18 protein-coding genes are annotated in these 19,077 nt (G+C 64.5%); 9 read left to right on the forward strand and 9 right to left on the reverse strand.

The genetic code is table 11. The features are described from left to right. Positions 1–35: 35 nt before the first annotated feature. The 7 genes from bfr to ahpC form a co-directional block, all read right to left on the reverse strand. Positions 36–512 (reverse strand): bacterioferritin, encoded by a 477-nt coding sequence (gene bfr / locus ACEN8I_RS10140; RefSeq protein WP_413328270.1) that lies wholly within the window; start codon positions 510–512, stop codon positions 36–38. A 133-nt stretch (positions 513–645) separates the two neighbouring features. Beyond that, the gene (locus ACEN8I_RS10145) at positions 646–1,419 is read right to left on the reverse strand and encodes a ferredoxin--NADP reductase (RefSeq protein ID WP_413328271.1); all 774 of its coding nucleotides are present in this window, start codon (positions 1,417–1,419) and stop codon (positions 646–648) included. Between the two features lie 185 nt (positions 1,420–1,604). Then, complete coding sequence (locus ACEN8I_RS10150; RefSeq protein ID WP_413328272.1) at positions 1,605–1,802, reverse strand: hypothetical protein; 198 nt, start codon at positions 1,800–1,802, stop codon at positions 1,605–1,607. Next, complete coding sequence (locus tag ACEN8I_RS10155; RefSeq protein ID WP_413328274.1) at positions 1,799–2,971, reverse strand: PepSY-associated TM helix domain-containing protein; 1,173 nt, start codon at positions 2,969–2,971, stop codon at positions 1,799–1,801. Before ACEN8I_RS10155 ends, ACEN8I_RS10150 begins: the two co-directional genes overlap by 4 nt. A gap of 18 nt (positions 2,972–2,989) precedes the next feature. Then, positions 2,990–5,095, reverse strand: a complete 2,106-nt coding sequence (locus ACEN8I_RS10160) for a TonB-dependent siderophore receptor (RefSeq protein ID WP_413328275.1) — start codon at positions 5,093–5,095, stop codon at positions 2,990–2,992. A 332-nt stretch (positions 5,096–5,427) separates the two neighbouring features. Further along, the gene (ahpF, locus tag ACEN8I_RS10165) at positions 5,428–6,996 is read right to left on the reverse strand and encodes an alkyl hydroperoxide reductase subunit F (RefSeq protein ID WP_413328278.1); all 1,569 of its coding nucleotides are present in this window, start codon (positions 6,994–6,996) and stop codon (positions 5,428–5,430) included. 118 nt (positions 6,997–7,114) lie between these two features. Next, on the reverse strand, positions 7,115–7,678 hold the full coding sequence (gene ahpC, locus ACEN8I_RS10170) for an alkyl hydroperoxide reductase subunit C (RefSeq protein WP_007874200.1): 564 nt from the start codon (positions 7,676–7,678) through the stop codon (positions 7,115–7,117). Between the two features lie 351 nt (positions 7,679–8,029). On the opposite strand from ahpC, the gene ACEN8I_RS10175 reads away from it, so the two are divergent. From ACEN8I_RS10175 to ACEN8I_RS10200, 6 genes are read left to right on the forward strand one after another with little or no spacing between them, the layout of a single operon-like run. Further along, positions 8,030–10,288 (forward strand): TonB-dependent hemoglobin/transferrin/lactoferrin family receptor, encoded by a 2,259-nt coding sequence (locus tag ACEN8I_RS10175; RefSeq protein ID WP_413328279.1) that lies wholly within the window; start codon positions 8,030–8,032, stop codon positions 10,286–10,288. 38 nt (positions 10,289–10,326) lie between these two features. Next, entirely contained in the window at positions 10,327–10,686 is a 360-nt protein-coding gene (locus ACEN8I_RS10180) for a hypothetical protein (RefSeq protein ID WP_413328280.1), read from the forward strand. Then, complete coding sequence (locus ACEN8I_RS10185) at positions 10,683–11,822, forward strand: hemin-degrading factor (RefSeq protein WP_413328282.1); 1,140 nt, start codon at positions 10,683–10,685, stop codon at positions 11,820–11,822. Before ACEN8I_RS10180 ends, ACEN8I_RS10185 begins: the two co-directional genes overlap by 4 nt. A 50-nt stretch (positions 11,823–11,872) precedes the next feature. After that, the gene (locus ACEN8I_RS10190; RefSeq protein ID WP_413328284.1) at positions 11,873–12,799 is read left to right on the forward strand and encodes a heme/hemin ABC transporter substrate-binding protein; all 927 of its coding nucleotides are present in this window, start codon (positions 11,873–11,875) and stop codon (positions 12,797–12,799) included. After that, positions 12,796–13,854 carry a FecCD family ABC transporter permease gene (locus tag ACEN8I_RS10195; protein WP_413328285.1) on the forward strand — a complete coding sequence of 353 codons (1,059 nt, stop codon included), beginning with the start codon at positions 12,796–12,798 and terminating at the stop codon, positions 13,852–13,854. The genes ACEN8I_RS10190 and ACEN8I_RS10195 overlap by 4 nt, the downstream gene beginning before the upstream one ends. 10 nt (positions 13,855–13,864) lie before the next feature. Next, entirely contained in the window at positions 13,865–14,704 is an 840-nt protein-coding gene (locus tag ACEN8I_RS10200; RefSeq protein WP_413328286.1) for a heme ABC transporter ATP-binding protein, read from the forward strand. Positions 14,705–14,715: 11 nt separating this feature from the next. On the opposite strand, the gene ACEN8I_RS10205 is transcribed toward ACEN8I_RS10200, so the two are convergent. Further along, a complete protein-coding gene (locus tag ACEN8I_RS10205; RefSeq protein ID WP_413328287.1) occupies positions 14,716–15,501 on the reverse strand; it encodes a TOBE domain-containing protein in 786 nt (261 codons plus the stop codon). Between the two features lie 118 nt (positions 15,502–15,619). Here ACEN8I_RS10205 and modA point away from each other — a divergent pair, with 118 nt between their 5' ends. From modA to modC, 3 genes are read left to right on the forward strand one after another with little or no spacing between them, the layout of a single operon-like run. Continuing rightward, a complete protein-coding gene (gene modA / locus ACEN8I_RS10210) occupies positions 15,620–16,375 on the forward strand; it encodes a molybdate ABC transporter substrate-binding protein (protein WP_413328290.1) in 756 nt (251 codons plus the stop codon). A 13-nt stretch (positions 16,376–16,388) separates the two neighbouring features. Next, complete coding sequence (gene modB / locus ACEN8I_RS10215) at positions 16,389–17,081, forward strand: molybdate ABC transporter permease subunit (protein ID WP_413328291.1); 693 nt, start codon at positions 16,389–16,391, stop codon at positions 17,079–17,081. Beyond that, on the forward strand, positions 17,078–18,166 hold the full coding sequence (modC, locus tag ACEN8I_RS10220; protein WP_413328292.1) for a molybdenum ABC transporter ATP-binding protein: 1,089 nt from the start codon (positions 17,078–17,080) through the stop codon (positions 18,164–18,166). The genes modB and modC overlap by 4 nt, the downstream gene beginning before the upstream one ends. Here the strand turns inward: modC and ACEN8I_RS10225 are convergent. Next, the gene (locus tag ACEN8I_RS10225) at positions 18,141–18,959 is read right to left on the reverse strand and encodes a dienelactone hydrolase family protein (protein ID WP_413328369.1); all 819 of its coding nucleotides are present in this window, start codon (positions 18,957–18,959) and stop codon (positions 18,141–18,143) included. The genes modC and ACEN8I_RS10225 overlap by 26 nt on opposite strands. Positions 18,960–19,077 lie beyond the last annotated feature (118 nt).

Below are 19,077 nucleotides of genomic sequence, written 5' to 3' on the forward strand. Positions count from 1 at the left end.
TTGATGCACCGGAGATGCGGGATTGCCGCAAACGCTTAGCTGATTTCGCCCATCTGGCTTTGCAGGTAGTTCTGTATGCCAACCTTGGCGACCAGCTCGATCTGGGTTTCCAGGAAGTCGATGTGCTCTTCGGTGTCGTCCAGGATTTCCTGCAGCAGGTCGCGCGAGACGTAGTCGCGCACGATCTCGCAGTGGGCGATGCCATCCTTGATCGTCGCCTGTGCCCCGGTTTCGGCTTGCAGGTCGCAGTTGAGTGCTTCCAGCACGTCCTCGCCGATCATCAGCTTGCCCAGGTCCTGCAGGTTGGGCAGGCCGTCAAGCATGAAGATGCGGTCCATCAGCTTGTCGGCGTGTTTCATTTCGCCGATGGATTCCTCGTATTCCTTCTTGGCCAGCTTGTCCAGGCCCCAGTGCTTGTACATGCGGTAGTGCAGAAAGTACTGGTTGATGGCCGTCAGTTCATTCTTGAGCTGCGCCTGCAGATGAGCGATGACTTGTGCGTCGCCTTTCATGGAATTCCTTATCGTTGTAGTTCGGATCGCCCATTGTCACTGGCCGTAGCCCGCAACTCAAGCATTCCCCCTGCTGGCGCGGTCTGTTTGCGTTTGATTGTGAGAACCGTTCGTATTGCTGCGGGACCGGCGCTCAGCGTTCGGCGAAGGCGCGCTCCACCACGAAGTGGCCGGCGTGCTGCATATTGCCTTCTTCCAGGCCCTGGGCTTCCAGCATGGCCTTGATGTCGCGCAGCATGTCGGGGCTGCCGCACAGCATCAGGCGGTCGTTGTCCGCCGAGATCGCCGGCAAGCCGAGGTCGCTGTAAATCTTGCCCGACTGCATGAGCTCAGTGATGCGGCCCTCGTTACGAAAGCGCTCGCGCGTCACGGTCGGGTAATACATCAGCCGGCCACGCACCAGTTCGCCCAGGAACTCATGCTCGTGCAACTCATGCTCGATCAGCCCGCGGTAGGCCAGCTCGGCGCTTGTGCGGCAGCCATGCACCAGCACCACGCGCTCAAAGCGCTCGTAGGTGTCGGGGTCCTTGATCAGCGAGAGGAAGGGCGCCAGGCCGGTGCCGGTCGCCAGCAGCCACAGCGTCTTGCCGGGCAACAGGTTTTGCAGCAGCAGCGTGCCGGTAGGCTTGCGGCCCACCAGGATGTCGTCGCCGGGCTTGAGGTGCTGCAGCCGCGAGGTCAGCGGGCCGTTGGCCACCTTGATGCTGAAAAACTCCAGCTGGTCTTCATGGTTGGCGCTGGCCACGCTGTAGGCGCGCATCAGCGGTTTGCCATCGACAGGCAGGCCGATCATCGTGAACTGGCCATTGACGAAACGAAAGCCGGGGTCGCGTGTGGCGGTGAAGCTAAAGAGCGTATCGGTCCAGTGGTGGACGGAAATAATGCGTTCGGTGTTAAAAGCGCTCATGAGAAAAAGGAAGAAGGAAAGAATGAAAAGTAGTATGGGCAATGCAAGAGGGCAGGAGGCCCGCCGCGCACTCCTTCAGTTCAGCCTTCAGATCGTGCGTGAGCAGCATCGTATTTTATCGCCTGCGCGAAACTGTCGTTCGCGGCCGCTGCGACGCCATGCCGGCGCCAAATTCTCGCTGTTGCTCAGCGCCCGGCCGGCTTGCGTGGCATCCATGCGCACCAGACCATCACGGCCACCGGCAGACCCAGGCTCAACCAGGCCCACCAGTCGCCCCATCCATCGGAAACCAGCGCAGTCAGCAGGCCACTGGCGCTGAGCAGGCCCAGCACCAGGGGCCAGCGCCACAGGTGCCAGAAAGCGGAGTTTGCAGGTGCACTCATGCGGCACCATCCGGGGCGTTGTGGGGTAGGGCATGCGAGTCTCGCGCAGTGCCGGCCGAGGCGGGTTGCTTTGTGGCTGCCGCTGGGTTGCGGCGCTTGATCCACAAATAGAGGCCGCTGCCCAGCACGACGATGGTGGCGATGTCCAGCAGCGCCCAGAGAATTTGCATGGGCATGCCGCCGTAGTCGCCGAAGTGCAGCGGCTGCGATACCAGCAGGGCGGTGAGGTACCAGGGCAGCGGTGGGCTGGCGGTAATCGCATTGGTACCCGCATCCACCAGCACCGGCTTGAGCAGGCGTGAATTGAAAGGCTCGTTGCCGCGCAGGAACACCGTGTAATGGTGCGGGCTGGAAAACGTTGTGCCCGGAAAGGCAATGAAAGCCATCCTCATGTTGGGGGTGAGCGCGGTGGCCGACAATGCCGCCTGCTGCACCGAGGCCAGGCGAGCCGGCGGCTTTTGCCCCTGGTAAGGCGCCAGCAGCGCGCTGAGCTGGTCGTACTGCCAGTACTTGATCACCAGATCGGCCCAGGTGTTGATCATCCCGGTGGCGCCCACGGTGAAGGCCCACACCAAAGTCACGATGCCCAGCAGGTTGTGCAGGTCCAGCCACCTGGCGCGTGGCCGGCTTTTCCGCACGGCGCCGAATTCCAGCTTGCGCATGAAGGGCGCGTACAACACCACACCCGAAACAATCGCCAGCAGCAGCAAGAGGCCCATCAAGCCCAGGAACAGCTTGCCGGGCAGCCCGGCGAACAGGTCCACGTGCAGCTTGAACATGACGTACATAAAACCTTCGTCGAACTTCGGCTGCGCCAGCACCGCGGCGCTGCGCGCATCGACGGCGACCGTCTTGTTGCCGACCTCGGAGATCGGCGTGTCACCCAGCGTGACGTACCAGAAGCGGTCGTCGTCGATCTCATGCGAAGCGAACATGGGCACCTTGCCCGGATGCAAGGCCTGCGCCACCTGCATCACCTTGTCCAGGCTGGCGCGTGGTGTTTCCTTGGGCAGGTCGGGCGCTTCCACTTCGGTACCCAGCAAATGGCCGATCTCATGGTGAAAAATCAAAGGCAGCCCGGTCAGGCACAGCAGCAGCATGAAGACCGTGCAGACCAGGCTGCTCCACTTGTGGATCCAGGTCCAGGTTTTCACTTTACGGCTGTTCATCGCGATGCTCCTTCGTGTCTAAAAACGATAGGTCGCGCTGGCCACCACGTTGCGTCGAGCGCCATACCAGCAGTCACCGCGCGCCAGGCAGGTGCTGAAGTAGGTCTTGTCGGTCGCGTTGTTGATGTTGACGGCATAGCGCCAGTCCCCGGTGTCGTAGGCGAACATCAGGTCCAGCAAGGCGGCGCTGGGGATGTGCGGGCCGTTGCCGCCACCTTGCCGGTCGTTGAAGGCGCCCATCCAGCGCACGCCGGCGCCGGCCGAGAAGCCGTTCACACCGGCGATGGAGAATCGGTATTTGGCCCAGGCACTGGCCTGGTGCTTGGGCAGGCCTTCGAGCTGCTTGTCCAGTTCGGTGTAGTTGTAGTGCGCGACCAGTTCCAGGTTGGGCGTGAGCGGGCCCTTGACCTCCAGCTCCAGTCCCTTGGTACGCGTGGCGCCGACCTGGGTATAGGTGTCGGGCATCGGCGAGGCGATCTGGTTTTTTTCGCGCAGGTCGTAGAGCGCAGCGCTGAAGGCCAGCGCGCGGCCCGCCGGTTCGTATTTCAGGCCCAACTCCCATTGCTCGCCGCGCAGTGGCTTGAATACCTGGCCTTTGATGGCGGCTTGGGGCGTGAACGATTCGCTGTAACTCACATAGGGCGACCAGCCCGAGGGGAAAGCGTACATCAGGCCCAGGCGTTTGGTCGTGGCCTTGCTCTCTTCCTCGGCACTGCCGTCGGCCCCCGCGACGGCCTTGTCATGGCGCAGGCCAGCCGTGACGATCCAGTGGCCCCACTTCATCTGGTCCTGCACATACAGGCCGGTCTGGCGCTGGGTGGTGCGCGGCAGTGCGGTGCGGTCAGGAACCAGCAGGTTGCCGTAGACCGGTGCGTAGGCGTCTATCTCGCTGACCGTCGCGCCCGACCAGACGTTCTCGCGGTGGCGCGCGAAGTCCGCGCCGAGCAGCAGCGTATGCTGCACGGCGCCGGTGCTGAAATGGCCTTCGGCGTGGGTGTCCAGCGCGGTGATGCGGTTGCGTGTCAGCGAACTGTCGTTGATGCGGCCCAGCCGCCGTTTGGCCACCGGGTCTGATCCCCAACTACCCGGTGCCGTGAAGAAATCACCATAGTGGTAGCGGTTGTCGTTCTCGTTGCGCGAGATGCGGAAGTTCTGGCGCACCGTCCAACCGTCGTTGAACTTGTGCTCGAACAGCCAGCCGAAAGTCTTGCGCTCGGAGTTGTAGTAGTCGCCGGGCTCCCCGATGAAACGGTTGGTGGGCAGGCGGCCGTTGGGATTGGGCAGCAGCGTGCCCTCCCACGGGAAGAATTGCGAGGTCGAGCCGCTTTTGTCTTTCTGCCACAGCACCTGCAAGGTCAGCGAGGTCGCGGCGCTGGGCCGCCAGGTCAGCGAAGGCGCGACCAGGCTGCGGTCGTCCGGCACGAAGTCCACTTGTGTGTCCGAACTGCGCTTGAGCGCGACCAGGCGATACAGCCACTCACCGTCCTGCGTGAGCGGGCCGGTCAGGTCGACCTGGAGTTGCTTGCGGCCATAGCTGCCGTACTGCACACCGATCTCGCGCTGGGTCTCTGCCTGCGGCCTCTTGCTGACCATGTTGATCACGCCGGCGGCCGTGCCCGCGCCGAACAGCATGCCTGAGGGCCCGCGCAGGACTTCCAGCCGCTCCAGCGTGTAAGGGTCGGCGCGGGTGCGGCTGGTGTAGTAACCGTAGGCTTCGCGCAGGCCGTCGAGGTAGTTGTCGGGGGTGCTGCCGCGCACCCGCACCGAGTCGGTACGCGAGTCCAGCCCATAGGCATCGGAGCGCACGCCGGCGGCGTAGCCCAGCGCATCCTGCAGGTTGTTGGCGCCCTGGTCGCTGATCTGCTGGCTGGTCACCACGGTGACGGCTTGCGGCGTTTCGGACAGTAGTGTGTCGGTTTTGGTTGCGGTGGAGGCCCTTTTGGCGCGATAGCCTGTTACCGGGCCGGTGGCGGTTTCTTTTTCGGACTCGGCGCTCACCTGCACTTCGCGCAGGGTGGTTTCGGCAGGGGCCTGGGCATAGGCGCCCTGGAGCGTGGCGGCCAGGGAAAGAATGGTGAACGGGGCCAGGCAGCGTGTGGCGCGCGGCAAGTGCAAGCTGGGCAAGTCAAAACTCCGGGAGGAACGCCAGGAAATTGGCGTGCGCACGACGGCCCGATGCGCCACGGCGGGTGGCGGAAATTCAGGAGCCACGTGGGCAGGTTGTTGGCTTGCTGCGCCCGGTAGCGCGAGAGGCTGCTGGGATGTCTGGCTAGCGGAAGAGAAAAAGGGGAAAAGGAAAAAGGGCGCTGCAGACTATAGCATAAATGAGAGTAATTCTCATCTGAAAGACGCCAGAGTTCGTCCGGTTTTTGGCGGGTTTTCCGTCTCGTGACACAAAAAAGCCGCCCGGCCGGGGCGGCTTTTTACATTCAGCGCTTCGTCGCGCCGAGGGCTTATTACGCGGCGATGGGGCTGCGGATCAGGTAGTCGAAGGCGCTGAGGGCGGCCTTCGCGCCTTCGCCGGCCGCGATGATGATCTGCTTGAAGGGCACCGTCGTCACGTCGCCGGCCGCGAACACGCCGGGCACCGAGGTCTGACCCTTGGCGTCGACGATGATTTCGCCGTGCTTGGACAGCTCGACCGTTCCCTTGAGCCAGTCGGTGTTGGGCACCAGGCCGATCTGGATGAACACGCCTTCGAGCGCCACGGTTTTCAGCTCGCCGCTGGCACGGTCTTTGTAGACCAGGCCGTTGACCTTCTGGTCGCCGGTGATTTCAGTGGTCTGCGCGTTGGTGATCACCGTGACGTTCGCCAGGCTGTTCAGCTTGCGCTGCAGCACGGCATCGGCGCGCAGTGCGGTGTCGAACTCGATCAGCGTCACATGGCCGACGATGCCGGCCAGGTCGATGGCCGCCTCGACGCCTGAGTTGCCGCCGCCTATGACCGCCACGCGCTTGCCCTTGAACAGCGGGCCGTCGCAGTGCGGGCAGTAGGCCACGCCCTTGTTCTTGAACTCGTGCTCGCCGGGCACGTTGATGTTGCGCCAGCGCGCGCCGGTCGAAATGACAATGGACTTGCTCTTGAGTGAAGCGCCGTTTTCAAGCTGGACCTCGATCAGGTTTTTGTCCGGACCGCTGTTCGGGATCAAGGCCTTGGCACGCTGCAGGTTCATGATATCCACGTCGTAATTGCGCACGTGCTCTTCCAGCGCATGGGCGAATTTGGGCCCTTCGGTTTCCTTGATGGAAATGAAGTTCTCGATGCCCATGGTGTCCAGCACCTGGCCGCCGAAGCGCTCAGAGGCCACGCCGGTGCGTATGCCTTTGCGCGCGGCGTACACCGCCGCAGCGGCACCGGCCGGGCCGCCGCCGACGATCAGCACGTCGAAAGCCTCCTTGCCGTCTATCTTTTTGGCTTCACGTTCCACACCGCTGGTGTCGATCTTGGCGAGGATTTCTTCCAGGCTCATGCGGCCGTTTCCGAACATGGTGCCGTTGAGGAAGACTGTGGGCACGCCCATGATCTCGCGCTCCTTCACTTCCTCCTGGAAGGTGCCGCCCTCGATCATCGTGGTTCTGATGCGCGGGTTCTGCACCGCCATCAAATTCAGTGCCTGGACCACGTCGGGGCAGTTGTGGCAGGTCAGCGAGACATACACCTCGAAGTCAAAATCGCCATCGAGTGCGCGGATCTGGTCCAGCACGGCTTGCTCGACCTTGGGAGGGTAGCCACCGACCTGCAGCAGCGCCAGGATCAGCGAGGTGAATTCATGGCCCATCGGCAGGCCGGCAAAACGCGGGCCGTGGTTCTCGCTGGGGCGGTTGATCGAGAACGAGGGCTTGCGGTGATTGTCGTCGCGGCTCTCGGTCAGCTTGACCAGGGGCGATGCTTCGGCGACGTCCTTGAGCAGCGACAGCACTTCGCCGGAGGCCTCGCTGTCGTCGAGCGAGGCAACGATTTCGATCGGTTGCGTGGCGCGTTCGAGGTAGCTTTTCAGTTGGGCTTTGGTGGCGTCGTCGAGCATGGGGGACTCACTTTCAATGGCAAAACAATGGCAAAACGGGATCAAAAGGGAACAAAAAAGCCCGGGACGGCACACACGTGCCGGGCCCCCGGGCCTTGTCAGGAGGGCGGCAGGGCGCTTAGATCTTGCCGACCAGGTCGATGGACGGGGCGATGGTCTTGGCGCCTTCGTTCCACTTTGCGGGGCAAACCTGGCCGGGGTGGGCTGCCGTGTATTGGGCTGCTTTCAGCTTGCGCAGGGTTTCCTTGACGTCGCGTGCGATCTCGTTGGAGTGCACTTCGGCGGTCTTGATGACGCCTTCAGGGTTGATCACGAAGGTGCCGCGCAGTGCAAGGCCTTCTTCGGGGATGAACACGTCAAAGGCTTTGGTCAGCGTATGGGTGGGGTCGCCCACCAGTGGGAACTTGGCCTTGCCGACTGCGGGCGAGGTTTCGTGCCAGACCTTGTGCGAGAAGTGGGTGTCGGTGGTGACGATGTAGACCTCTGCGCCGGCCTTCTGGAATTCGGCGTAGTTGTCGGCGGCATCTTCGACTTCCGTGGGGCAGTTGAAAGTGAATGCAGCCGGCATGAAGATCAGGACCGACCATTTGCCCTTCAGCGATTCGTCGGAAACGTCGATGAACTTGCCATTGAGGAAGGCTTGGGTTTTGAAGGGCTGGACTTGGGTATTGATCAGGGACATCTAGATGGATTCCTATAGGTGATGAAAAAAGGCTAAAACTTGCCGGCGAATCGATAGTATATAGCTTTTAATTGTTCGTTAGCGATTGGTATTGACTATTAAGTGGATAGGCGCGATGCAGCCTGTCCGATTGCCATCCTCGTCGCTCCCTGTGACTTCATGGTGACCCATGACAGAGTGGGAGGCGCACCAGAGCGGATGTTTCCCTGATTTATTTTGCATCCAAATGTTGCGAATGAGAACAATTCGCATATACTCTGATCTTTCCAGAGCCAGCCACAAGTGACCGGAGCCGTCAGGCTCATTCGCGTTGCCGCAGCAAGCCCTCCAAACCTCTTACTTTGGGCTTGCATGACTTCCCTCTATCCTTCCTCCCGCTTCGCGCTGCGCGAAATCTCCCTGTTGACCGCCCTGGCCTGTGGCGGCTTTGCTGCGCAGGCGCAGGCGCAGACGGCCTCGCCGGCCACGAGCACCGCGGTGCAAGTCGCCGCCCTGAAAGAAGTCGTCGTCAGCGGCTCGCGCGGCGAGCAGTCGGTCGACGACATCCCGCAAACCATAGACGTGATCAATGCCGCCGACATCGAGCAGGGGCAGATCAGGGACATCCGCGATGCGGCCAAGAACATTCCCAACGTCTCCGTGCGCCGCGCGCCCGCGCGTTTCGGCCTGGCGCAGGGCGACACCGGCCGCGAGGGCAATGCCGGTTTCAATATCCGCGGCCTCGACGGCAATCGCGTGCTGATGATGGTGGATGGCATACGCATTCCGCGCAGCTACGCCTTCAGTCCCAATTCCTTCGGGCGCGACAGCGTCTCCATAGACCTCATCAAGCGCATTGAAGTCGTCAAGGGCCCGGCTTCCGCGCTGTATGGCTCCGACGGCATTGCCGGCCTGGTCAACTTCATCACCTACGAACCGGACGATTATCTGAAGGACGGCAAATCGCTGGGCGGCCGCGCGTCCATCAGCTACAGCGGCGACAACAACGAGAGCGCCGCCAGCGGCACGATTGCCGGCCGTGTCAACGAAACGCTGGCCTGGCAGCTGAACGTGGCCACCAGCAGCGGCAAGGAGCTGGAAAACCGCGGCGACAACAGCGGCACCGGCTTCACCCGGACGGTACCTAACCCACAGAGTGACAAGACCAATTCCCTGCTGGGCAAGGTCGTGCTGACGCCGACCGCTTCGCAAAAACACGTCATCACCTTCGAGCACGTCGACAAGAAGAGCGACTACAACCTGCTGACCGCGCGCTCGGCCACGGTGCTGGACTCCTATTCGACCGGCAAGATGGACCGCGACCGGCTGACATGGGATGCCAAGTACAAGGTGGACACCAGGCTGGCCGACAACATCCAAACGGTGCTCAGCTACCAGGATGCGAAGTCCAGCGACTACACCTACGAGCGCCGCACGGCACTGCCGCAGGAGCGCGTGCGCGACACGAGCTACAGCGAACGCACGCTGCAGGCCAGCATCCAGGCCGACAAGACGATCCGCACGGGCGCCAACTCAGCGCAGAAGATCACCTACGGCCTGGACCACACCAGCGCCAAAATCGAAAACCTGCAGACCGGCCTGGTGCCGCCCGCCGGCGAGACATTCCCGCTCAAACGCTTTCCCGACACCACGGAAACCGCCACCGCCGTCTACGTGCAGGATGAATTCATCCTGGGCGACTGGAGCGTGACGCCGGGCGTGCGCGCCGACAGCTTCAAGATAGACGCGGCGCAGGCCGGCTTCCCGGTGCCTGCGGTGTCCATGTCGGGCTCGGCCGTGTCGCCCAAGGTCGGCGTCATCTACCGCGCCACGCCGCAGTGGAGTTTCTTCGGCAACTACGCCAGCGGTTTCCGCGCACCGAATGCGGGGCAGGTGAACGGCTTCTTCCAGAACCTGGCCGGCGGCTACCGCACCGTGCCCAATCCCAACCTCAAGCCCGAAAAGAGCCGCAACGTCGAATTTGGCGTTCGCGCGCGGCTGGACCAGCTGAGTTTCGACACCGCTGTGTTTTATGGCCGCTTCAAGGACCTGATCCAGGACGGTGCCATCGTGAGCGGTGCTTTTGGCAACCCCGCGAATCCCGCCGTGATCCAGTCGATCAACATCGACAACGCCACCATCAGCGGTTTTGAAATCAAGGGCGACATGAACTGGGGCAAGTTCGGCGACGGCAAGCTCAGCACGCCGTTCTCCTACGGCTACACCCGCGGCACCGTGAAGAACACCGGCAAGCCGCTGGACACCATAGACCCGGCCAAGCTCAGCGTAGGCCTGAAGTATGAGACCCCGTCCTGGGATGTGCGCCTGGACGCGAATCACCATTCGGCCAAGAAGTTTGACGACATCAGCGCGCAGACCATTGCCGCCTCGCCGCCCGCGGTGCCGGTGGCGACCACCCAGTTCGCCGTGCCGTCCGCGACCACGCTGGACCTGACCGGCCAGTGGCGCTTCAGCAAGACTTTGCGCCTGAACGCCGGCCTGATCAATCTGACGAACAAGAAGTACTGGAACTGGTCGGATGTCCGCGGCGTGGCGGCCAACTCCTCCTTCCGCGACGCCTACAGCCAGCCGGGCCGTTATTTCAACGTCTCGCTCGTCGCCGATTTCTGATACCAACCTGAACCTTTTACAAGCCAGAAGGAAAGCGCATGAGCCAGTTTCCCGACCATGGTGCCAATGATGGCGACACCACTGCAGCCGACGTGCAGGGCCTGCCCCCGGCGCAAGCCCTGCTGGCCGGGACGCTGGCGCTGATGACCGGCCATGCCCAGGCCTGCTGCGAAGGGCAGCGCGCCTTGCTGGCCCAAAAAATCATCGACAACCTCCTCATGCTGTCGCGCCACGCCGGTACGCCGCCGAATTTCAGGGCCATTGCCGCCAACCTGCATCCCTTGTGGATGCGGCTCTCGCAGCCCGGCCCCGATCAGCCACAGCAGGGGCTCTTGCCTGCGGACACTTCTGATACCCACCGCGTGCTTTGGCACACAACCCCGGAGACCCTTCAATGAGCGCAGTCCTTCAAATCCAGACGCAGCCAGGCGCCGCAAGCCAGGCCGATGCCGGCACTGCTCCCCTGAACCACGCCGCCCTGCGCGAGCGCTTCGCCGCCGCGCGCAGCAGCGGCAAGCGCGCCAAGGACGCCGCAGAGAGCCTAGGCGTCACCGAAGGCCAGGCCGTGGCCGCTCATGCGGGTACGCACGACTTCTCGCTGAAGGCCATGCCGCTCAAAGGCCCCTGGGTCGAGATCCTGCAGGCGCTGGAGCTGTGCGGGCCGGTCATGGCGCTCACGCGCAACGAGGCCACCGTGCATGAAAAAACCGGTGTCTACCGCAACATCAGCGCGCAGGGCCATATGGGCCTGGCCCTGGGCGAAGACATCGATCTGCGCATTTTCTTCAGCCGCTGGCATGCCGGCTTTTACGTTTTTGAGCCGGCAAATGATCCCAAGAACCCGGCCTCGGAAAGCCTGCAGTTTTTTGATGCGCACGGCGTGGCCGTGCACAAGGTGTTCGCCCGTCCTGAGACTGACCGCGAAGCCTTCAGGGATGTTGCCAACCAGTTCAGCGACGCCGGCCAGGCCTGCACCTTCACGCCCGCCGTGCCCAAAGAGGCTCCCAAGCCCGACGCGGAAATCGACGCCGCCGCATTAGCCCAAGGTTGGAGCCAGATGAAGGACACGCACGAGTTTTTCGGCCTGATCGGCAAGGCCGGCGCTGAGCGCCAGCAGGCCTTTCGCCTGGTCGAAGGCCGCTTCGCACAGAGGGCCGACCTGGGCATTGTGCGCAAGCTGCTCGATGAAGCCTCCATGGACGGCACACCCATCATGGTGTTTGTCGGTAGCCCGGGCTGCATCCAGATCCACACCGGGCCGGTCAAGCGCATTGAACCCATGGCCACCCCGGCAGCGCAATGGATCAACGTGCTGGACGCAGGCTTTAACCTGCACCTGCGCGAAGACAGGGTCAAGAGCGCCTGGATTGTCGAGAAGCCCACGACCGAAGGCCTGGTCACCTCGGTGGAAGTCTTCGACGGCGCGGGCGAGCTGATGGCGATGTTCTTCGGCGCGCGCAAGCCCGGTGTTCCCGAACTGCAGGGCTGGCGCGACATCGTGGCACGCCTGCCCAGGCTCAAGGAAGCTGCCTGAGCGATCCATGACAGCGCTTTTTCGCAGCATTTCCCCACGCAAGGGCTCCCATGAAAACACCTCCACTCCCACTCCGCCGGCGAGACGCCTTGCGGTATTTTTCACTGCCGGTGGTTTCCGCCGTCTCCAGCGTTTGCGGCCTGCCTGCGACTGCTGCGCAGGCCCAGGCGCCGGTGAAGATGCCGCGCATCGTCTCGGTGAGCGGCGCGACCACGGAAATCGTCTACGCGCTGGGCGCTGAAAAGCAACTCGTCGGCACCGACACCACCAGCCTTTATCCGGCTGCGGCCTTGCAGACACCCAAGGTCGGCTATATGCGCCAGCTGTCGGCCGAAGGCCTGCTCTCGCTTAAGCCCGACGCGGTGATAGGCACGACCGAAGCCGGCCCCCAAGTGGTGATGGACCAGATCCGCAACGCCGGCGTCAAGGTGGAACTGGTGGAGGCCGACCATAGCTGGGCCGAAGTGCAGCGCAAGGTCGCCGCGGTAGGGCGGGCCACGGCCCGCGTGGCGCAGGCCGCCGCGCTGCAGGCCAAACTCGATGCCCAATGGGCCGAGGTGCTGGCGGCCGTCGCCCGCAAAGGCGGTCGCAAACCGCGCGCCATCTTTATTCTTTCGCATTCGGGTTCGCCGCAGGTGGCGGGCGAGAAAACCGCTGCGCACGCCATGCTGAATTACGCGGGCCTGGACAATGCCCTCATCAGCATTGGCGGCTCCGCCAATTTCGCCGGATACCGCGCCATGACACCCGAAGCGGTGGTCACCGCCGCGCCCGACGTGATCGTCACCACCACGCAAGGTGTCGAAGCTGTCGGCGGCCTGGAGAAATTCTGGCAACGACCCGGCTTGGAGCTGACGCCCGCCTACAAACGCCGTGCGCTGGTCGCGCTTGACGCGCTCTACCTGATTGGCTTCGGGCCACGCCTGCCGCAGGCCGTGGCCGAGTTGCACCAGGCTGGGTTGAAGGCCGTCGCATGAAGGCCCTCCAGCACGGCGACCACAGGCGCTTGCCCGCGTCGCTGGTGCTGGGCGCGGGCGTGCTGCTGCTGGCCCTGAGCTTTATCGCCGGCAGCGCGCGCGGCGCTTATGCCATCAGCCCGCTGCAACTTTGGAACGTGCTGCTCGACATGCTGGCTGGTAGCACCCAGCCCACGCCTGAGCACCTGGTCTTCATGAACATACGCCTGCCGCGCTTGCTGCTGGGCGTGGCGGCCGGCGCGGCGCTGGGTCTGTCCGGGGCGCTGATGCAGGGCCTGTTTCGCAATCCGCTGGCCGACCCCGGCCTCATTGGCGTCAGCAGCGGCGCGGCATTGGCCGCCGGCATGACGATCGTGCTCGGCAGCCTGTGGTTCCCCGAGATGCCGCGCACGCTGGGCAGCTGGACGCTGGTGGCGGCGGCTTTCGCGGGCAGCCTGCTGGTCACCATGCTGGTGTATGCACTGTCGCAACAGGACGGCGCGACGCGGGTCGGCCTGATGCTGCTCGCGGGCGTCGCCATCAATGCTCTAGCCGGCGCCGGCCTGGGCTACCTGACTTTCCTGGCCACCGACGAGCAACTGCGCAACATCCAGTTCTGGTTGCTGGGCAGCCTGGGCGGCGCGCGCTGGAGCGCGGTGGCCTTGGTGTTGTCGGTGGTGACGGCGGCCGTGGGTTTGGGCATTGCGCTGGCCAGGCCGCTCAATGCCATCGCGTTGGGCGAGGCCCAGGCGGCGCTGCTGGGCGTGCCGGTGGAACGCGTCAAGCGCCTTGCGGTGCTGCTGACGGCACTGGCGGTAGGCGCCGTCACGGCCACCACCGGCATCATCGGTTTCATCGGCCTGGTGGCGCCGCACTGCGTGCGCCTGGTGGCCGGGCCTGACCACCGCATCGTGCTGCCGGGCTCGGCGCTGCTGGGCGCGGCCCTGGTGTTGGCGGCGGACAGCGTGGCGCGCACCATGGTCAAACCTGCCGAGCTGCCGCTGGGGGTGCTGACGGCTTTTGTCGGCGTGCCGTTCTTTTTACTGCTGCTGCGGCACTTCCGCAGCCGGATTTGAGAGCCTGTTCATGAACGCGCGCAACCAGATTGATTTTTTGCCGCTGGCCGGCATGCTTGAGGTGGCCAGCGTGGGCGTTGAGGTGCCGGGCCGTTCGCTGCTACAGGCGGTTTCCGCGCAATTCATCGCGGGCCAAGTCACGGCCGTGCTGGGGCCCAACGGCGCGGGCAAGTCCACCTTGATGTCGCTGCTGACCGGCCAGCGCCAGCCTTCGGGCGGCCATGTCTGCCTGGCCGGCAAGGCCCTGTCCGCCCATGCCCCCGCGGAGCTGGCCCGCATGCGCGCCTGCGTGGCGCAGGAAACCCAGGTCGCGTTCGAGTTCACCGTGCGCGAAGTGGTGGAGCTGGGCCGTTATCCGCACCGCCGCCATTTGGGCCGGAGCGAAGCCGATGTAGTGCTGCAGGCGATGCAGGCCACCGCGGTCGAGCACTTGCAGCACCGCGTGCTCAACACGCTCTCGGGCGGCGAAAAAGCGCGTGTCCACCTGGCGCGCGCACTGGCACAGGTGTGGGAGCCCCTGGCGGGCCAGTCCACACGCTGGCTGTTGTTGGATGAACCCACCGCCGCACTCGACCTCCAGCACCAGCACCGCATGCTGCAACTTGTGCGCGCCTGGGCCATCGCCCAGGGTGTCGGTGTGGTGGCCGTGCTGCACGACCTGAACCTGGCACTGCGCTACAGCGACCGCTGTGTGGTGCTGCAGGGCGGGCAGGTGGTGGGCAGCGGCGCCACCGCCGAGGTGCTCACGCCGCTTTGCATTGAAAAAGTCTGGGGCGTGGTAGCGCACCCGGTGGCGCCGCAGGGCGGGGCGCGGGCGCCGCGCCAGTATCTTTTTGAGGCGCCTGTCTAGCAGCTCGGAGGCTAGACCGACAAGGCAATCACGACGGCCGACTCGTCGATCTGCGCCTGCACAAGGCTTTGGGTTTTCAGCCCGCTGCCCGGCGCCGCAAAACCCACCAACTGCAAGCCGGCGTCAAGCTGCAGCGACACCTCGTCGCCGCCGGCGCCGCGGCTGATCCGCACGGCCTGGCCCTTCAGGCTTTGCAGGCCTGGCGGTGTGGGGCTTTGCGCGCTGACCACCACCGCCGTGGCCTTGCACAGCGCCAGCACGGCCTGTCCTTTTTTCAGGCCGAGCAACTCTGCACTGGCCTTGGTGATGCGCGAGACCAGCGTGGCGCCGCCAGCCAGCCTCAAATGCACATGCGCCACCTGACCCCGCAGTGCCAGCTTGTCGACTTCGCAAGGCAACTGGTTGCGCATGCTGGTGCGCACGCCCATGTTGGAGAGCGTGGGCAGCGCGCGCGGCAGCAGCAACTCATTGGACTTGAAACCGGCCAGCACCTGGCTGCGGGTTTCATTCAAAAGGCCGGCCACGGCCAGCAATTTCTGCCCCGCCGGCGTTAGCGTCGCACCGCCGCCGCCCGAGCCGCCCACGGCGCGCTCCACCAGCGCCACGCCGGCCAGGTTGGTCAGGATGTCTATGGCCTGCCAGGCGGCCTTATAGCTGACTTCGGCCTCGCGTGCCGCCTGCGAGATCGAGCCGCTTTCGCCGACCAGGCGCAGGATTTCGATGCGCTTGTCGGCCGGCTCGTGGCCCAGGGCGCTGGCGAAGGAGGGGGCGGTGGATGGGGCTGCGGGTTTTTTCATGGAAGGCCCAAGGGCAGGCTGCGCTATTCTAAAATAGAATAGCGCTTGGGTGGTGGGCCAAGCGCTGCCAAGCTGGCCTGTCCCAATCCCCTCCATCTTTCACCTTCGGAGTCCCCAGATGCCCAAAATCGTGTTGCGCTGGTTGTCGGTGCTGTGCCTCGCACTGGCCTCGGCCGCTGCGCTGGCCGAGGAAATCCAGGTCGCGGTCGCGGCCAACTTCACCGCGCCCATGAAACTGATCGCCGCGGACTTTGAAAAAGACACCGGCCACAAGGCGGTGCTGACCTTTGGCGCCACCGGCAAGTTCTACGCGCAGATCAGCAACGGCGCGCCCTTCGAAGTGTTCCTCGCGGCCGACGATGAAACCCCCGCGAGGCTTGAGAAAGAGGGTACCGCCGTGAACGGAAGCCGCTTCAGCTATGCCACCGGCAAGCTGGTGCTCTGGTCGGCGCAGCCTGGCTTGGTCGACGCGCAGGGCGAGGTCCTGAAAAAGGGAGACTTTAAAAAAATCGCCATTGCCGCGCCCAGGCTCGCGCCCTATGGCGCAGCGGCCGTTGAAACCATGAACAAGCTGGGTCTGCAGGCCGCGCTGGAGCCCAAGCTGGTGCAGGGCGAAAGCATAGGCCAGGCCTTCAGCTTTGTCTCCACTGGCAATGCCGAACTCGGCTTTATCGCGCTCTCGCAGGTCTATGAAGGCGGCAAAGTCAAGTCCGGCTCGGCCTGGGTTGTTCCTGAAAATCTGCACAGCCCCATCCGCCAGGATGCGGTGTTGCTGGCCAGGGCCAAGGACAGCAAAGCCGCGGCGCAGCTGATGGCCTATCTCAAGACCGACAAGGCCAAGGCAGTGATACGCGCCTTTGGCTACGAGCCCTGAAGCGCGGCTGAACATGTTGGACTCAGCAGGCATGCAGGCACTCGCGTTGACCTTGCGGCTGGCGGCGACCACCACCGTGGTGTTGCTGCTGGCCGGAACGCCGCTGGCCTGGTGGCTGGCGCGCACCCGTTCCTGGCTCAAGGGGCCGGTGGGCGCGCTGGTGGCCTTGCCGCTGGTCTTGCCGCCGGTGGTGCTGGGTTTTTACCTGCTGGTACTCATGGGCCCGAATGGCCCGGTGGGCCAGCTTACGCAATCGCTGGGTTGGGGGCTGCTGCCTTTCAGCTTTGCCGGCCTGGTGGTCGGCTCGGTGCTGTATTCCATGCCCTTTGTGGTCCAGCCGCTGCAAAACGCTTTTGAAGCCCTGGGTGAGCGGCCGCTGGAGGCCGCCGCCACACTGCGGGCCTCGCCGCTGGACACCTTCTTCAGCGTGGTGCTGCCTTTGGCGCGACCCGCCTACCTGACCGCCGCGGTCATGGGCTTCGCGCACACGGTCGGCGAGTTCGGCATCGTGCTCATGATGGGCGGCAACATCCCCGGCAAGACGCGTGTGATGTCGGTGCAGATCTACGATCATGTAGAGGCGCTCGAATACAGCCAGGCGCACTGGCTGGCCGGTGGCCTGCTGGTGTTTTCCTTCCTGGTGCTGCTGGCGCTCTACACCTTGAATACCCTGCAGCCGGGACGGCGCAAAGGGCAAGGCGCATGAAGCCCGAGGGCGGTGGCATCACCGCATCTTTCCGCCGCGCATTCACCGGCTTTTCGCTCGATGTGTCGCTGGCCGTGCCGGGGCGCGGCGTGACGGCCGTCTTCGGCCCTTCGGGCTCCGGCAAAACCAGCCTGCTGCGCAGCATTGCCGGGCTGGAGCGCGCGGGCAGCGGCTACCTCGCCGTCAATGGCGAGGTCTGGCAGGACGATGCCGCCGGCATCTTTTTGCCGGTGCACCGGCGCCCGCTGGGTTATGTGTTCCAGGAGGCCAGCCTGTTTGAGCACCTGGACGTGGCCCGCAACCTGGACTTCGGCCTGCGCCGTGTGCCGCCGGCGCAGCGTCGTGTCTCGCTCGAACAAGCCATAGCACTGCTGGGCCTGCAGCCGCTGATGCAGCGCATGCCCGGCACGCTTTCGGGCGGCGAGCGACAGCGCGTGGCGATCGCCCGGGCGCTGGCCACCAGCCCGCGCCTGTTGTTGATGGACGAGCCCCTGGCCTCGCTGGACCTCGCCCGCAAGGCCGAAATCCTGCCTTACCTGGAGCGCCTGCATGACGAACTCGACATGCCCGTGCTCTACGTCAGCCATGCGCCCGACGAGGTCGCCCGGCTGGCCGACCACCTGGTGCTGCTGGACGCCGGCCGGGTCACGGCCTCGGGCCCCACGCGTGAACTGATGACGCGGCTGGATTTGCCGCTGGCGCATGGCGACGCTGCCGCCGCGGTGCTGGACGCCGTGGTCAGCGCCGTCGAGCCCGACTGGCACATGAGCCATGCCGAGTTTCCCGGTGGCCGCATCAGCCTGCTCAATCCCACGCTGCAGGTCGGCCAGCGCGTGCGCGTGCGCATCCAGGCGCGCGACGTGAGCCTGACCCTGTGGCGCCAGGAAGGCACCAGCGTACAAAACATTTTTCCGGTCACCGTGGCAGGCTTTTCAGCAGACAGCCCAGGCCAGGTGATGGTGAAGCTGGATGCCGGCGGCAGTATCTTGCTGGCCCGTATCACCGGGAAATCGGCCGACGCCTTGCAACTGCAACCAGGCGCCCAGGTCTATGCACAGGTCAAGGGTGTGGCCGTGCTGGGTTGAGGCGCGCCGCAAAGAAAGCCAGGATCTCGTCGCGCGCCGCCAGCGTGGGCTGGCCCGCCTCATCGACCAGGTGGGCCGTCACCACGCTGTGTGGCGTGGGCACATGCCGGGCAAAGAAGGGCGGCACCTCGGTATTGGCGGCGCTGTCCGGCAGCACCCGGCCCACAAAACGCTCGCCCAGGGCCTCGGCATAGGCCGCAAAGCGCTGGGCCCGGCAAAATTTGTCGCCTTCGAATCGGTAGGCCAGCACGGTGAGCTTTTCCTGGTCAAGCCGCCGGCGCACCGCCTGGATGTCGGCGGGCGAGATCTCCAGCCCGCCCGGGTCGTTGAGCGGCAGCGAGGGCTGCGACAGCACAGGCGCCAGCACCGCGGGCTCCAGCATCATCGACAGCGCGAAGTTGCCGGTCCAGCACATGCCGATGGCGCCCACGCCGGGCCCGCCGCATTCCCGGTGCGCCAGCCTGGCCAGCGCCATCAGCCACTGCGTCACCGGGCTGGTCTCATTGGCGCGCAGCGCGCGGAACTCGGCGCTGACGCAGGCGCGCTGGAAAACGGCCGCGCCTTCGTCGGCGCCAGACACCGCGCCGTCGCGGCCGAACAGCGAGGGCATGTAAACGGTGAAACCCGCATCGCGCACCCAGCGGCTGAAACGTGCGACCTGCGGGCTGATGCCCGGCATCTCGGTCATGACGATCACGGCAGGGCCCGAGCCGGCCACGTAGACTTTTTTGGCCACGCCGTCCAGCGTGATGGCGCGGGCGGTGAAATCTTCGAGTGCATCGTCCTCATTCATGCTGCGCTGCGCGGGGGAGGGGGAGTGGGCCACGGTCGTGCTTTCAGGGTGGAAAGCCTGCATTGGACGCGGCCGGCGGCTAAACTGCGAGTGTCTGTTTAGACATCTTTAAGGCTTT

Origin of the sequence: Polaromonas sp. CT11-55 (assembly GCF_047303325.1) — a bacterium.
Lineage (GTDB): Bacteria > Pseudomonadota > Gammaproteobacteria > Burkholderiales > Burkholderiaceae_C > Polaromonas.

Bases quoted from the DNA above. Each gene is read 5' to 3' on its own strand.
- modB (WP_413328291.1), top strand. From the start codon at position 16,389: ATGTTGGACTCAGCAGGCATGCAGGCACTCGCGTTGACCTTGCGGCTG.
- ACEN8I_RS10195 (WP_413328285.1), top strand. From the start codon at position 12,796: ATGAAGGCCCTCCAGCACGGCGACCACAGGCGCTTGCCCGCGTCGCTG.
- modC (WP_413328292.1), top strand. From the start codon at position 17,078: ATGAAGCCCGAGGGCGGTGGCATCACCGCATCTTTCCGCCGCGCATTC.
- ahpF (WP_413328278.1), bottom strand. From the start codon at position 6,996: ATGCTCGACGACGCCACCAAAGCCCAACTGAAAAGCTACCTCGAACGC.
- ACEN8I_RS10150 (WP_413328272.1), bottom strand. From the start codon at position 1,802: ATGAGTGCACCTGCAAACTCCGCTTTCTGGCACCTGTGGCGCTGGCCC.
- ACEN8I_RS10145 (WP_413328271.1), bottom strand. From the start codon at position 1,419: ATGAGCGCTTTTAACACCGAACGCATTATTTCCGTCCACCACTGGACC.
- ahpC (WP_007874200.1), bottom strand. From the start codon at position 7,678: ATGTCCCTGATCAATACCCAAGTCCAGCCCTTCAAAACCCAAGCCTTC.
- bfr (WP_413328270.1), bottom strand. From the start codon at position 512: ATGAAAGGCGACGCACAAGTCATCGCTCATCTGCAGGCGCAGCTCAAG.
- modA (WP_413328290.1), top strand. From the start codon at position 15,620: ATGCCCAAAATCGTGTTGCGCTGGTTGTCGGTGCTGTGCCTCGCACTG.
- ACEN8I_RS10180 (WP_413328280.1), top strand. From the start codon at position 10,327: ATGAGCCAGTTTCCCGACCATGGTGCCAATGATGGCGACACCACTGCA.
- ACEN8I_RS10185 (WP_413328282.1), top strand. From the start codon at position 10,683: ATGAGCGCAGTCCTTCAAATCCAGACGCAGCCAGGCGCCGCAAGCCAG.
- ACEN8I_RS10175 (WP_413328279.1), top strand. From the start codon at position 8,030: ATGACTTCCCTCTATCCTTCCTCCCGCTTCGCGCTGCGCGAAATCTCC.
- ACEN8I_RS10200 (WP_413328286.1), top strand. From the start codon at position 13,865: ATGAACGCGCGCAACCAGATTGATTTTTTGCCGCTGGCCGGCATGCTT.
- ACEN8I_RS10225 (WP_413328369.1), bottom strand. From the start codon at position 18,959: ATGAATGAGGACGATGCACTCGAAGATTTCACCGCCCGCGCCATCACG.
- ACEN8I_RS10190 (WP_413328284.1), top strand. From the start codon at position 11,873: ATGAAAACACCTCCACTCCCACTCCGCCGGCGAGACGCCTTGCGGTAT.
- ACEN8I_RS10205 (WP_413328287.1), bottom strand. From the start codon at position 15,501: ATGAAAAAACCCGCAGCCCCATCCACCGCCCCCTCCTTCGCCAGCGCC.
- ACEN8I_RS10155 (WP_413328274.1), bottom strand. From the start codon at position 2,971: ATGAACAGCCGTAAAGTGAAAACCTGGACCTGGATCCACAAGTGGAGC.